The 13,429-nt window shown below is 34.2% G+C and carries 13 protein-coding genes and 1 tRNA gene; 4 read left to right on the top strand and 10 right to left on the bottom strand.

The genetic code is table 11. The features are described 5' to 3' along the window. Positions 1-177: 177 nt before the first annotated feature. The 6 genes from recQ to aroB form a co-directional block, all read right to left on the bottom strand. Positions 178-2,295, bottom strand: a complete 2,118-nt coding sequence (gene recQ, locus E0W73_RS13755) for a DNA helicase RecQ (RefSeq protein ID WP_135222649.1) — start codon at positions 2,293-2,295, stop codon at positions 178-180. 135 nt (positions 2,296-2,430) lie between these two features. Further along, complete coding sequence (locus tag E0W73_RS21450; RefSeq protein WP_162847708.1) at positions 2,431-2,841, bottom strand: DNA primase; 411 nt, start codon at positions 2,839-2,841, stop codon at positions 2,431-2,433. Positions 2,842-2,849: 8 nt separating this feature from the next. After that, positions 2,850-3,818 (bottom strand): deoxyhypusine synthase family protein, encoded by a 969-nt coding sequence (locus tag E0W73_RS13745; RefSeq protein ID WP_135222648.1) that lies wholly within the window; start codon positions 3,816-3,818, stop codon positions 2,850-2,852. Positions 3,819-3,925: 107 nt separating this feature from the next. Then, complete coding sequence (locus E0W73_RS13740; protein WP_135222647.1) at positions 3,926-5,329, bottom strand: type III PLP-dependent enzyme domain-containing protein; 1,404 nt, start codon at positions 5,327-5,329, stop codon at positions 3,926-3,928. 64 nt (positions 5,330-5,393) lie between these two features. Beyond that, positions 5,394-5,573, bottom strand: a complete 180-nt coding sequence (locus E0W73_RS21445) for a hypothetical protein (RefSeq protein WP_162847707.1) — start codon at positions 5,571-5,573, stop codon at positions 5,394-5,396. A 56-nt stretch (positions 5,574-5,629) separates the two neighbouring features. After that, positions 5,630-6,697: a 3-dehydroquinate synthase gene (aroB, locus tag E0W73_RS13735; protein WP_135222646.1), complete on the bottom strand. Its 1,068-nt coding sequence runs from the start codon at positions 6,695-6,697 to the stop codon at positions 5,630-5,632. Positions 6,698-6,938: 241 nt separating this feature from the next. On the opposite strand from aroB, the gene E0W73_RS13730 reads away from it, so the two are divergent. Beyond that, positions 6,939-8,108 (top strand): proline dehydrogenase family protein, encoded by a 1,170-nt coding sequence (locus tag E0W73_RS13730; RefSeq protein ID WP_135222645.1) that lies wholly within the window; start codon positions 6,939-6,941, stop codon positions 8,106-8,108. A gap of 170 nt (positions 8,109-8,278) precedes the next feature. On the opposite strand, the gene E0W73_RS13725 is transcribed toward E0W73_RS13730, so the two are convergent. Beyond that, complete coding sequence (locus E0W73_RS13725) at positions 8,279-10,063, bottom strand: ABC transporter ATP-binding protein (protein ID WP_135222644.1); 1,785 nt, start codon at positions 10,061-10,063, stop codon at positions 8,279-8,281. A 266-nt stretch (positions 10,064-10,329) separates the two neighbouring features. Here E0W73_RS13725 and E0W73_RS13720 point away from each other — a divergent pair. The 3 genes from E0W73_RS13720 (at position 10,330) to E0W73_RS13710 (ending at position 11,574) form a co-directional block, all read left to right on the top strand. Further along, positions 10,330-10,404 (top strand) — tRNA-Val (locus E0W73_RS13720). 189 nt (positions 10,405-10,593) lie between these two features. Then, a complete protein-coding gene (locus tag E0W73_RS13715; protein ID WP_135222643.1) occupies positions 10,594-10,845 on the top strand; it encodes a hypothetical protein in 252 nt (83 codons plus the stop codon). Between the two features lie 501 nt (positions 10,846-11,346). After that, a complete protein-coding gene (locus E0W73_RS13710; RefSeq protein WP_135222642.1) occupies positions 11,347-11,574 on the top strand; it encodes a hypothetical protein in 228 nt (75 codons plus the stop codon). Positions 11,575-11,616: 42 nt separating this feature from the next. On the opposite strand, the gene E0W73_RS13705 is transcribed toward E0W73_RS13710, so the two are convergent. Genes E0W73_RS13705 through E0W73_RS13695 form a run of 3 tightly spaced genes read right to left on the bottom strand, consistent with a single transcriptional unit; the run spans position 11,617 to position 13,361 of the window. Beyond that, a complete protein-coding gene (locus tag E0W73_RS13705) occupies positions 11,617-12,156 on the bottom strand; it encodes a hypothetical protein (RefSeq protein WP_135222641.1) in 540 nt (179 codons plus the stop codon). Next, entirely contained in the window at positions 12,149-12,862 is a 714-nt protein-coding gene (locus E0W73_RS13700) for a DUF6882 domain-containing protein (RefSeq protein ID WP_135222640.1), read from the bottom strand. Before E0W73_RS13700 ends, E0W73_RS13705 begins: the two co-directional genes overlap by 8 nt. Positions 12,863-12,878: 16 nt before the next feature. Continuing rightward, a complete protein-coding gene (locus E0W73_RS13695) occupies positions 12,879-13,361 on the bottom strand; it encodes a hypothetical protein (protein WP_135222639.1) in 483 nt (160 codons plus the stop codon). Between the last annotated feature and the right edge of the window lie 68 nt (positions 13,362-13,429).

The following is a 13,429-nucleotide window of genomic DNA, read 5'->3' as shown; positions in this document are numbered from 1 at the left end:
ACCCGACAGGTTTAAAACCTGTCGGGTTTTGTTATTTGATAATTCTTCTATTTGCATAATCTTGTCATTTCGACGAAGGAGAAATCTTCGCGAGAAACTCTACAAAGATTGGCAATTTTCTGTGTCGAGCTACTTGTGTAGATTTCTCCTTCGTCGAAATGACAAAAAATGAAGTTTTTATTTAGTTATTTGAAGTTTTCTCTCCAAAAATGCCAATCCGAAACGAATTTTGTCATACGACATTTTTTCTTCAAAATAATCGAAGTAAGGTCTCAATGCACTTGGATTTTCTAATTCTGTTTTAGCCTTTTCAATTTTCAGAATTTCTTCGTCCGAAACAAACTTACTTAAATCTATGTCATTTCCATCAACATATAATTTTGCTAAATGCGAAATAATCGTCGTTTCTCCTAGATTTCGTTGTCCTGCAATTTCTTCTACCGAAAGTCCGTTCTTAAACAGTTCTAATGTTTGCGCATACGTACTTTCTTTTTTTTCTTTTTTAACGACCGATTTATTTCTTTCAAATTCAATAATTGCTTTGATAAAATCTTCTCCGTATTTTTCTAGTTTTGCTTTACCGACCCCTTCAACAGCAAGAAACTCTTCATCACTCATTGGTCTTAAAATTTCCATCTGACGCAAAGAAGCATCACTAAATATAACATAGGCAGGAACTTCTTCTTCCTGCGCAATTTCATAACGTAATTTTCGAAGTGTCTCAAACAGCGAATTTTTAACGGCTTTAGGTTTTGTTTCTTTAATTTCTGTTTTGTCGATTGTTTTCTTGACAACTGTGGTCAGTTTGACTTTCTCACCTTCAAACAAAACTTTTTTGGCAAAAGGAGTAAGCAATATTTTATTGTGCTGATGAAAAGCTATTTCACAATAACCAAGATTGATAAGCTGAATAAGATACTGATTCCAGTCATACCAAGAAACATCAGCTCCAATTCCGTACGTTTTTAGCTCCTGATAATTTTTTTCGTAGATATATGCATTTCTTGAGCCTCTCAAAAAATCGATAATAACGGCTAGAGGTTCCGATTCTTTTAAGCGGGTAATAGCAGACAAAGCTTTCTGCGCGAGAATCGTACCATCAAAAAAAGTTGGCGGATTATTGCAAATATCGCAGTTACCACAGTTTTCGGTCACCAATTCACCAAAATACGAAAGCAGAATTTTTCTTCTGCAGCTTACAGCATCTGCATACTGCTTCATTCGTTCGAGTTTTGCAAGCTGCACATCAGCATTCAATCCTTCAGAAGCAAATTTCTGAAGCTGAATAACATCAGCATAACTTTCAAACAAAACAGTTTCTGCCGGTAAGCCGTCTCGGCCAGCACGTCCGATTTCTTGATAATAACCTTCAATGTTTTTTGGAAGATTATAATGAATTACCCAACGAACATTTGATTTGTCAATTCCCATTCCAAAAGCAATCGTAGCGCAGACCACTTGGCAATCATCATTGATAAACTCATCTTGAGTTTTGGCACGAGTTGTATTATCAAGTCCAGCATGGTAGGCTTTGGCTGTGATTCCATTTTTCTTTAGTTTTTCTGCTAGTTCTTCAGTAGTTTTTCTGCTTAAACAGTAAATGATTCCCGATTCATTCGGCTTGTTTTCAACAAAATCAATTATTTGTTTTACTCTATCCAGTGCGGGGCGAACCTCTAAACTTAAATTTTTTCTATCAAACGAAGTAACAAAAGTTTTAGGATTGGTTAGATTCAATTGCTTAATAATATCGGTACGAGTTGCTTTATCGGCAGTGGCAGTTAATGCTAAAACTGGGGTAGCAGGAAAGCGGCTCTTCAAATAACCTAAATTAGTATAAGCAGGCCTGAAGTCATGTCCCCAAGAAGATATACAGTGAGCTTCATCAATAGCTATCAGACTAACTGTTAGTTCATTGAAAGCCATATCCAAATAAGAAAGACTTTCGGGAGCAATATAAACTAATTTAAATTTATTAGATTTTAAGTTGTCGATATAATACAATTGTTCCTGCGCAGATTGCGAACTATTGATATAACAAGCTGCTATTCCGTTGGTTTTTAAGCTGTCCACTTGATCTTTCATTAAAGCAATCAAGGGCGAAATTACAATCGTAATTCCTGGCAATACAAGAGCCGGGAGCTGAAAACATATTGATTTTCCTCCACCAGTTGGCATAATCGCTAAAGCATCTTGTCCCGAAAGAATCGTAGATATAATGGTTTCTTGATTTGGTCTGAACTTTTCAAAACCAAAATTTTCTTTTAAAGTAGCGTGTAAAGTTTCTGAAGTCATTGGCGTATAATTTTTATGTCTGTAAAATAAATATAATCTTACAAATATAAAAATATAAATTTTGTTAAGGTTTGATTCAAAATATAAAAAAAGGAACCCAATAGAGTTCCTTTAAATTATTTGAAAGAAAATGAATTAATCTTCATCATCTTCGTCGTCTTCATCATAATCAGTATCGGCTTTGTCATCATCGTCATCGTCATCATCGCCATCAGTATCCGGTTTGTCAAGATTTTCATCCTCATCATCATCGTCGTCGCTGATGTCATCATCAAGATCAAGTCCTTTTACTGGTGCAATTGCATCTACATCAACATCTAAATCATCATCTTCATCGTAGTTTTCAATTCTGTCTGCCAATTTAGTACTGATTTTCACCAAATAAATAGTATCTTCAGTACGTACTTCAACAGCTTCAACCAATTCGTTTTTAGCATTTCTAAAACGGATTACATCCGAATCATCATAACCATCAGGAAACTTTTCAACCAAAAGGTTTAAAATTTCGTTGGTTAGTTTAGCGTAGTCAACTATAACTCTTTTCATAAATTATTTTATAAATCTAATAAATATGCGAAAATTAACGGAGCAACAATTGTAGCATCCGACTCAATAATAAATTTAGGGGTTTTGATGTCTAATTTACCCCAAGTGATTTTCTCGTTTGGAACTGCTCCAGAATACGAACCATAACTAGTTGTAGAATCTGAGATTTGGCAGAAATAACTCCAGAACGGAACATCGTGCATTTCCATATCTTGATACAGCATAGGAACTACACAGATAGGGAAGTCACCCGCAATACCACCACCGATTTGGAAGAAACCAACACCATTGCTGCTGTTTTTTGAATACCAGTCTGCAAGGAATGTCATGTATTCAATTCCAGATTTCATTGTAGAAGCTTTTAAGTCTCCCTTGATTACGTATGAAGCAAAGATATTTCCCATTGTGCTGTCTTCCCATCCAGGAACAATAATAGGTAAATTTTTCTCTGCAGCTGCATACATCCAGCTATCTTTTAAATCAATTTCGTAGTACTCTTCTAAAACGCCTGACAACAACATTTTATACATGAATTCATGCGGAAAATATCGTTCTCCTTTGTCATCGGCATCTTTCCAGATTTTGTAGATGTGTTTTTGAAGACGACGGAAAGCCTCATGTTCTGGGATACAAGTATCTGTAACACGGTTTAGTCCTCTTTCTAGCAAAGCCCATTCATCTTCTGGAGTTAAATCGCGGTAATGCGGTACTCTCTCGTAATGAGAATGCGCAACCAGATTCATGATATCTTCTTCAAGATTTGCTCCTGTGCACGAAATGATTTGTACTTTATCTTGTCTAATAACTTCGGCAAAAATTTTACCAATTTCTGCTGTACTCATTGCGCCAGCCAAAGTCACCATCATTTTAGCGCCGTTATTAAGCTGATCTTCATAAGCTTTTGCAGCATCAACTAAAGAAGCAGAATTAAAGTGCAGATAATGTTTTTCTATAAACTGACTGATTGGTCCTTTCATTTTCTTGTCTTTATTTTTTTTTTTTTTGAATTAAAAAGTTTAACCTTTTAGATGTTTCTGCAAATTAAGAATTTTCTAAATATTTATCTAACTTAATTTGTCGTTTTTTATAACTTTTTTTTATAGCCTAATATCTTCAAAACGTCATCAGAAGTCTGTTGTTCTGAGAAAACTTCGGTTGCCAGAATTCCATTTTCATCGCGATCGATCAAAATATGTTTAGGTTGCGGAATCAAGCAGTGGTGAAGACCGCCATAACCTCCGATAGTTTCTTGATAAGCGCCTGTATTGAAGAAACCAATATATAAAGGTTTTTCTTTATTGTATTTTGGCAGATAAATCGCGTTCATGTTTTGTTCTGAGTTGTAATAATCGTCACTATCACAGGTAAGGCCTCCTAACAAAACCCGTTCGTATGTATCATTCCATCTATTGATTGCCAACATGATAAAACGTTTGTTTATCGCCCAAGTATCTGGCAGAGTGGTAATGAATGAAGAATCTATCATATTCCATTTTTCTCTATCATTTTGTTGTTTCTGATACAAGATCTGGTAAATTGCGCCACCACTTTCTCCAACGGTAAATGATCCGAATTCTGTAAAGATATTAGGAACATCTACTTCAGCCTCATCACAAGCAATTTTAATCTGATTGATGATTTCGTCAATCATATATTGATAATCGTATTCAAAAGCAAGCGAATTTTTGATAGGGAATCCTCCACCAATATTTAATCCGTCAAGAGTAGGACACTCTTTTTTAAGAGCGATATAAACTTTAATACATTTTACAAGCTCGTTCCAATAGTATGAAGTATCGTTGATTCCGGTATTAATGAAAAAGTGAAGCATTTTAAGCTCTAATTTGTCATTTTCCTGAATTTGTTTTTTATAAAAAGAAACAATGTTTTTGTAACCAATACCTAATCTTGAGGTATAAAACTCGAATTTAGGCTCCTCTTCAGCGGCAATACGGATTCCAATTTTGAATTTTCCTTTAATTTCTGCTTGAAGAAGGTCAAGCTCTTCGTAATTATCAATAATCGGAATAGTGTTTTTATGTCCGTTATTGATCAATCTAGCAATATTAGTAATGTATTCGTCTCTTTTAAAACCGTTGCAGATTACATAAGTGCTTTTGTTGATTTTGCCGTTTTCGAGCAAATTCTCAACAATATTTACGTCAAACGCAGATGAAGTCTCGATATGGATATTGTTCTTGAAAGCTTCATTCATTATATATTCAAAATGAGAGCTTTTTGTGCAATAACAATAGTAGTACTTTGCATCGTACTTATTTTTTTCCATTGATTTTCTGAACCAAGCTTTGGCTTTATTGATATTTTCAGAAATCTGAGGAAGATAGGTGAATTTTAAAGGGGTGCCATACTGTTCAACCAATTTCATTAAATCAATATTATGAAACAGAAGGTTGTCTTTGTTTAATTTGAATTCCTCTTGCGGAAAGTAGTATGTCTGGTTTATAAGATCAGAATATTTTGTATTCATTTAGTTGTCAAAATTTAGAATTGTGAATGGATAATTTAGTGCTGTTTTGGGGCTAAATCTTGATTCAAACTCTAATATTGGCAAATATAATCGGCAGTTTTTCGTGCTCGGCTTTTGAACATTGGAAAACATCAAAACAGAACGGACTTTTACTATTATAAAAACGGTTCAACATTCTTAATAAAGAACTGTTGAGGCGGTTTCTGTAAGAGCTGAATTGTCTTCGCTGTTTGTTTGTTTTCATGGGGCAAATGTAAAAAATAAAATATACCAAATGCAACGCTTTCGATTAAAAAAAGTTTAAGATTTATAATCTTGAAACGCTTCTAGAATCAATTTATTTTCAACAGATTGGTTAATTTTTATTTTTCCGATTCCTTCAATCAATGCAAATTGAATCATTCCGTACTCATTTTTTTTGTCGTGAATAAGTAATTCCAAGATCGGATCAATATCATTATCTTCGAAAACTACATCGTCATAAATACCTTTTATAATGGTTTTGATTTCACGATACTCTTCTGCGGAAATCAGGTTTTTCTGGAGTGAAATAAAGCTTTCCAGAATCATACCAACCGCGATTGCCTCTCCGTGCAGTAGCGTAGTTTTTTCTTCGTTTTCTAAAAAATATCCTTCAATCGCATGACCTAAAGTATGTCCGAAATTTAAGGCTTTACGAATGTTTTTCTCGGTAGGATCCTGAATTACAATTTCGTTTTTGATTTCGACTGAACGATAAATCAATTGATCCAATTCGTCGAAAACAATCGATTTTAAATCAGAAAACTGTCTCCAATAAGGGGCATCATATATAAGTCCGTGTTTTAGCATTTCGGCCAAACCAGAACGCATTTCGGTCTGAGGCAAGGTTTCGAGGTATTCGGTATCAATTAAGACCATTTGTGGCACATTAATTACGCCAATTTGGTTTTTAAGATTCCCTAAGTCGACTCCGGTTTTTCCTCCAACAGAAGCATCAACCATAGAAAGCAGAGTTGTAGGAACATTGATGAAATCTACGCCTCTTTTAAAGGTAGAAGCCACAAAACCGCCTAAATCTGTAACCACGCCACCGCCAACATTAATAACCAATGTTTTTCTATCTGCTCCCAGCTCCGTTAGGATATTCCAGATTTCAATACAAGTTTCGATATTTTTATTGGCTTCTCCAGATTCAAATTCAATAATTTCTATAGCCAAATCAGTCTCTAAATGTGAAATAAATTTAGGAAGACAATATTCATTTGTCTGATCGTCTACGATTATAAATATGTTAGAATACTTATTCTCTCTTAAATGATTATTTAAAGCTTCGTAAGCATTTTGGTTGAAATGTACGAGGTAGTTATTGGCTTGAATAGACTGCATAGTTCTTTAGTTAATTTGAAAAGCGCAAAAATAAGGCAATTTTGGCTAATTAATATTCAAACTTTGATTCTAATTTGTTTAAAATTCTGTTTTGATTTGGAGGAGATTAAATTAGTTATTCTCAAATTCGGGCTATAAGCTTCCCAAAACAACAATCATATTAAAGATATTAAAAAATATGACATGTTTTGATAAATAATATTCAAAACTCTCTATATCTTTGCATGAAAAACTAGACTTAATGGAAAAAATATTCGATAACACTCAGGTTGCATTTGCTTTAAAAAGCGATACAGAACTTGACAGGGCTTATTTTCTTTTTAAAATGATTGACAGCGAACCTTTGGTACGAATCGGAACGGCTGTTACTAACTTCGCTATTAAAGCGCATCTTCCGGTTGAAGGACTGATTCGCGCTACGGTGTTTGATCACTTTTGCGGCGGCGTAAACGAAAATGACTGCTTAACGGTAGTAGACAAAATGTTTACCAAAGGCGTATCTTCTGTATTGGATTATTCTGTTGAAGGAAAAGAAGAAGAGGAGCAATTTGACGCTGCTCTGGAAATGACATTAAGAACAGTAGAATTTGCCAAAGAACGTCTTGCAATTCCGTTTGCCGTTTTTAAACCGACCGGTTTAGGACGTTTCGAATTGTATGAGAAACTTGGAGAAAAACAAACTTTGATTCCGGCAGAACAAGCAGAATGGAATAGAGTGGTGGAGCGTTTTGATAAAATCTGCAGCGAAGCTTATAAAAAAGATGTAGCATTATTAATTGATGGAGAAGAAAGCTGGATGCAGGACGCAGCAGATGATTTGGTTACTGATATGATGCGTAAATACAATAAAGAGAAGGCCATTGTTTTTAATACATTACAGATGTACCGATGGGATCGTTTGGATTATTTGAAAAAACTACACGAAACCGCTAAAAAAGAAGGTTTCTACATCGGAATGAAACTGGTTCGTGGTGCTTATATGGAAAAGGAAAACAAACGTGCTGAAGAGAAAGGTTATGTTTCTCCTATCTGTGTCTCTAAAGAGGCAACTGATGTAAATTACGACAGCGCTGTTCATTATATGTTAGACCATATTGACAAAATGGCCATTTTTGCCGGCACTCACAATGAGGCAAGTTCGTACAAGTTAATGGAGATGATGGCAGGAAAAGGAATGGCTAAAAACGATTCTAGAATATGGTTTGGGCAATTGTACGGAATGAGCGACAACATTAGCTACAACTTAGCCGAAAACGGTTATAATGTTGCTAAATATCTTCCTTTCGGACCTGTTAAAGATGTGATGCCGTACTTAATTCGTCGTGCAGAAGAAAATACTTCTGTTGCCGGTCAGACAAGCCGTGAATTATCTATGATCAAGACAGAACGCAATAGAAGAAAAGGAAAATAAAATTTTAGTTGTAAATTCCAATTTTTTAAATTCAAATTCCAAAATATTTATAACCCGACAAGTTTTTAAAACGTGTCGGGTTTGCTTTAAATAATACAATAAAAAATCCGTTTATTGCAAACGGAGTTTTTTATTGGAATTTGGAATTTAAAAATTGGAATTTTAAACATTTAAGAATTACTAAACTGCAGATTGCTTAGGTTTTTGTAAATTCCGTTTTCTAGGTTTATTAATTCTTGATGTGTTCCTTCTTCAGAGATTTTTCCGTTGTCAAGAACTAAGATTTTATCTGCGTTTCTGATAGTTGAGAGACGATGAGCAATAATGATGCTGGTTCTTCCTTCCATCAGAACTTCCAAAGCTTCCTGAACCAGTTTTTCGCTTTCGCTGTCTAGAGATGAAGTTGCTTCATCTAAAATCAGAATACTTGGATTTTTAAGCAAAGCTCGTGCAATTGCAATACGTTGACGTTGCCCGCCAGACAATTTTACGCCGCGCTCTCCAACCAAAGTTTCAAACTTTTCTGGGAAGCCATCAACAAAATTAAAGGCATTGGCTTGTTTTGCTGCCTGAATAATTTCTTCGTCGGTCGCATCTGGTTTTCCGTAAGCGATATTTTCTCTAATCGTTCCGCCAAATAAAATGACATCCTGAGGCACTATACTCATGTTGCCGCGAAGGGTTTCCAAATCGTAATCGTAAATATTTTTTTCGTCTACGGTTATTTCCCCCGAAGTAATATCGTAGAAACGAAGCAACAAAGATGATATGGTAGATTTCCCGGCGCCACTAGGCCCAACGATTGCTATTTTCTGCCCAAATTCGGCCTTAAAATTAACGTCTTTTAAAACTTGGATTTCCTGACGGGTCGGATAACTGAACGCAACATTTTTGAAGGTAACATTTCCTTTAATTTTCTCCTGATTTCTCTTAGAATCAGAAGCGATTTTTTCTGGACTTTCGTCTAATAATTCAAAAACTCTTTCTGTTGCACCGATTGCTTTCTGTATTTGTGCATATAATTCGGCTATGCCTCCAAAAGAAGCTCCTACAAACGTAGAATACAATACAAACGAAATTAATTGCCCGACACTCATTTCGCCAGCAATACTCAAGCGAACGCCATACCAAACTACTGCTACAATTGCTCCAAACAGGCAGAAAATGATGAAAGAAGCAAAATAACCACGGTATTTACCGCCTTTGATGGCCAGTTTTACAACATCGCTGATTTTACCTTTATAACGCGCTATTTCGTACCATTCGTTAGCAAAAGCCTTCACGATGCTGATTCCCTGCATTGTTTCTTCAACAATTACCTGACTTTCGGCAACTTGATCTTGTACTTTTTTGGAGTATTTTCTAATGAATCTACCAAAAATTACTGCTGCAATTGCGACTAACGGAACAACGGAAAGCATTAACAAAGTAAGTTTAAAGCTTTCGGTTGCTAAAAGGATAATTCCTCCAATAATTAAAATAAACTGACGCAGAAACTCTGCAATTGTTGTGGTTAAAGTGTCCTGAATTTGCGTGATATCCGCGCTGATACGACTGTTTAGTTCGCCGACTCTTTTCTGCGAAAAGAAAGTCATTGGCAGTTTTACCAAATTAGTATACAAAGCTAAACGAAGGTTGGCCAGTGTATTTTCGGTAAAGTTGACAAACAATGATAATCTGAAGAAAGAGAAGAAGGATTGCAAAAACAGAATAACAATTAAACCTAACGCTATTGTATTTGCTTGGTCGTTGTCTTTGTTTTTTACGCAATCTACCAGCATTCCCATTAATTTTGGAAAGGCAAGGGCAGTGGCACCGGTAAGTAGTAGAAAAATCAAACCAATGAAGAATTTCCATTTATGATGCCCTGCGTATGTAAATATTGTTTTTGCTTTATTAAGTGAGGTAGCCGTTATTTTTGATTTTGGTAAATCATTTTCTTTTAATCGTGCCATTAGATTTTACTATTTTTAGGTATGCAAATGTATGACTAAGTCAAATCACTACAAAGGAATAATAAGAATTAGAGGATTGAATTTGGCTTTTTAACGAAATTATAAGAAAAGAGAAAAAACTCTTTGTTTTTTAAGAGTCTGAAAAATAAGATTATAAACAGAAGAACTAAAATTTATTTCATTTTTTTTTAAAATATGCTTGTAGATATAAAATCTAGCTGTATATTTGCACTCGCAATCACAAATGATGGCAACCTAATAAAATAGGGCGATTAGCTCAGCTGGTTCAGAGCACCTCGTTTACACCGAGGGGGTCGGGGGTTCGAACCCCTCATCGCCCACAAAAAAACTCCTTAAGAAATTTAAGGAGTTTTTTTTTGCCTTTTTTGCAGGAGTTTTGGCGGATTAACACAAAAAAATCCTCAAAGCGTTTCTTTTTTCTGTACTATTGTATTGATCAAAAACATTTATAATTGACCAAAAATCTACCTGATAATGTCGTAAGCATCTTTAAGTTTTATTTGTAAAATATGAAATCACAGAACAAAAAACTTACAGCCATTTTGATATACTTTTTTAGTTTATTGAATTCGTATGCTCAAAGCGATGTTAATAAATTGTTCTTTAACCTTCCTTTAGAAGCAAGCAGAGACACCATTTACGATGCAATCAAACAATATGGGTTCATAAAAAAGGGAACCAAGGGTATTTTAACTCAAAATGATGTTACCATTAAAACATTTTATGGTTATCTAGACCCAAAAATAGCCAAAGATGTTTAGCCTAGCGCAGACAGCATAAAAATTCAATTATCTATCTCAAGTTCTTTTACAGAAATTGATAAATACTATCAAAACTCTCTTATTTTATGGAGCTATTATCATTTTTCAAATGGTATTGATGCTAGAAAATTCTTAAAAGAGAAAAAAATAGAGCTGGAAAAAATAACGCCTAAAAAACCTCTTCATTACTCTGACTCTAACCACGATGTAGAAACAGGATTTGGTGATAAAATTGATGATAACGATAATAATAGAAAAATTTCTATTGAACTTAAAAAGCAAGGACTAGAATACGTTGTTACCTTAGAATATGAAAGAAATGAAGGAGAAAAAAAACTCTTACGCCAATTTGTTCCAAAGAAAGAATTAGTATATCGAGAAATAAGCAAACAAGATTTGTTTCAATTCAATAATGTAGAAAAGATCCCTATCACTAACGAATGTTCAATTAAAAACGAAAAATCATTAGATTGCTTTAAAATAAGCATCTCAAGACAGATTATGGTTGACGAATCTTATTTGGTTCCTGGTAGCTACAAATTTTGGTTAAAATTTATTGCTACCAAGGAAAATGAGATTATCAACATTACGGTAACCCACCCGAACAAGAAACTTTGTGAAGATGTAGCCAACAGTATAAACAAACTGAAGGTAATAGAACCCGCTATTAATAATGGAAAAAAAGTAGACTTTTTAGCTAGTTTTCCCGTTACTATCACGATTGATTAGTAAATGTCTAAAATAAATTTTTAAAACTAATTGTCCTATTATTTATTCAATTCCGATTTGAGGGAAAGCAACTTCTTTGATATAATCCATCATGTATTTTTCAGAAGCCTTTATTTGGTCTTTTAGTCTTATCAATTCCAATCTAATAAGTGTTGCATTTTTTTCTCTTTCTTTATTTTCTTCCCTTGTAAATTCTTCTGATGCAACAGTATTGTCATACAAAAGCACACACAAGGCTTCTAGTAGTATTTCTGTTTTTCTTTTCAAATACTTATTTTCGTGTACAGAAGACAATAACAAAGGCAGATAATCCATTTCTGCTAGAATTATTTCTTCGTCCTGTTCGTCCAAATGCAATTTTTCGTTATTGCCCCAAAGATCTAAGATTTCCTGATCTACTGCGACGAAAGATTTTGACAACGAATAACAAGCTGTGCTAAAACAGTTTGAACATTCTTTGTTCCAAATTTCTTTAAAATTATAAAGACTAAATGCGCATTCTATTTTGGTGAGCTCAAAAACATCTTTGTTTTGGTAGTCTTTACAGGTTCGTGTTAATTGATATTTAAAATTCTTATCCATTCAGTTTTGTAAGTCTGCTCAATTCATCAAATTCGGCTGTAACCGTTTCTCCATTTTTTGAAGCTATTAGTCGGCTTCCGTTTTCAGAAATAGAATAACCTTTGTCTGTTAGGTAATAGGTTAGGGCTGTATTATGATTTACCTCAAACTCTGATATCAATTGCGGAAAAACAGTCATAATTCTCAAATGATTCTCTGTTCGAGCTTTGTCTATCTGCTCACTTTTTATAGTTACAACCATGGCTCCCTGGCCATAATCGCAAATATAATAACCGCTTGAATTGTTAATCCCAGAAGCTATGATTCCCATTAAATGCAGGTCGTCTTTGGTAAAACTGAATGTGTCTTTGCGCAAAAGATCAATTTCATTCTCTTCGCCGTATTTTTTCAGTTTTAAAGCATCCTGAATAATGCTCTCCGGAAGCCCAGATTGCTTATTGGCCCAAGACCAAAGCCAAGTTTGCGAAGAATGCGAAACAGTACCCAAAACCTGAATCGGAAAAACAAAATCAGCTCCAAAACTGATTTCTTGATTGCTAATATTGATATTCCAATTATTCTCTCCAATCAAATCTCCAAAATCCAATTGTCTATCCATTACAATTCCAGCATATCGTTCGAGAAGTTGCTGTTCTGTTCTTAATTGTGCAGTATTGCTTGATGTTTTGGTTTTGTCTTGCTTAAAAATTTTGTCAAAAAATCCCATAGTTTTTATATTTTTTTTATCTTGAATTTGTTTGTTTACAAGGCGGATATTCCGCAAAATCTCTGTTTATTATAATTCTTTCCTTTTCACCAAGAGCAAGGCTAAAGTTTTGTCCATAAATATCGTAGAATGCTCTAAAATAATATTTGTGAATTACATTATTATTGAGTTTTACTCCTTTGAATGTGATTTCACAAGGCTCGGTAAATTCAATCTTCCTCTTTTGATTATTTACTAGATTGTGAATATAAAATACTTTATTTGCTTTGTCTGTTAGTGTTTTAAATTTAAAACTATTCGTACAATAAACTCGTTGCAAATAAAGTTTATTTTCCACAGTAACATAGGAACTATCCATTTTAAATTTTACTGAATCGCAAACAAAATCATCTGGCATGAAATAAGTAATTGTCTTTTTATCTTTCTTAATAATGTCTAGAAATTCTTTATTGCAATGCATAACGCCTTGAATGTTAACGCTGTCAATCTGTGATTGCATTAAAAGTGGAAAAAAAAGAAAAAGCAATACGCTCCATGTCTTTATTTTTGATGCCTTCCTCTGGGCCA

It is taken from the genome of Flavobacterium foetidum (genome assembly GCF_004634245.1).
Lineage (GTDB): Bacteria > Bacteroidota > Bacteroidia > Flavobacteriales > Flavobacteriaceae > Flavobacterium > Flavobacterium foetidum.
The sequence above is the reverse complement of the archived record's forward strand: the minus strand, read 5'-3'. Positions and strand labels throughout refer to the sequence as shown.

Bases quoted from the DNA above. Each gene is read 5' to 3' on its own strand.
- recQ (WP_135222649.1), bottom strand. From the start codon at position 2,295: ATGACTTCAGAAACTTTACACGCTACTTTAAAAGAAAATTTTGGTTTT.
- E0W73_RS21450 (WP_162847708.1), bottom strand. From the start codon at position 2,841: ATGAAAAGAGTTATAGTTGACTACGCTAAACTAACCAACGAAATTTTA.
- E0W73_RS13745 (WP_135222648.1), bottom strand. From the start codon at position 3,818: ATGAAAGGACCAATCAGTCAGTTTATAGAAAAACATTATCTGCACTTT.
- E0W73_RS13740 (WP_135222647.1), bottom strand. From the start codon at position 5,329: ATGAATACAAAATATTCTGATCTTATAAACCAGACATACTACTTTCCG.
- E0W73_RS21445 (WP_162847707.1), bottom strand. From the start codon at position 5,573: ATGAAAACAAACAAACAGCGAAGACAATTCAGCTCTTACAGAAACCGC.
- aroB (WP_135222646.1), bottom strand. From the start codon at position 6,697: ATGCAGTCTATTCAAGCCAATAACTACCTCGTACATTTCAACCAAAAT.
- E0W73_RS13730 (WP_135222645.1), top strand. From the start codon at position 6,939: ATGGAAAAAATATTCGATAACACTCAGGTTGCATTTGCTTTAAAAAGC.
- E0W73_RS13725 (WP_135222644.1), bottom strand. From the start codon at position 10,063: ATGGCACGATTAAAAGAAAATGATTTACCAAAATCAAAAATAACGGCT.
- E0W73_RS13715 (WP_135222643.1), top strand. From the start codon at position 10,594: ATGAAATCACAGAACAAAAAACTTACAGCCATTTTGATATACTTTTTT.
- E0W73_RS13710 (WP_135222642.1), top strand. From the start codon at position 11,347: ATGGTTGACGAATCTTATTTGGTTCCTGGTAGCTACAAATTTTGGTTA.
- E0W73_RS13705 (WP_135222641.1), bottom strand. From the start codon at position 12,156: ATGGATAAGAATTTTAAATATCAATTAACACGAACCTGTAAAGACTAC.
- E0W73_RS13700 (WP_135222640.1), bottom strand. From the start codon at position 12,862: ATGGGATTTTTTGACAAAATTTTTAAGCAAGACAAAACCAAAACATCA.
- E0W73_RS13695 (WP_135222639.1), bottom strand. From the start codon at position 13,361: ATGCAATCACAGATTGACAGCGTTAACATTCAAGGCGTTATGCATTGC.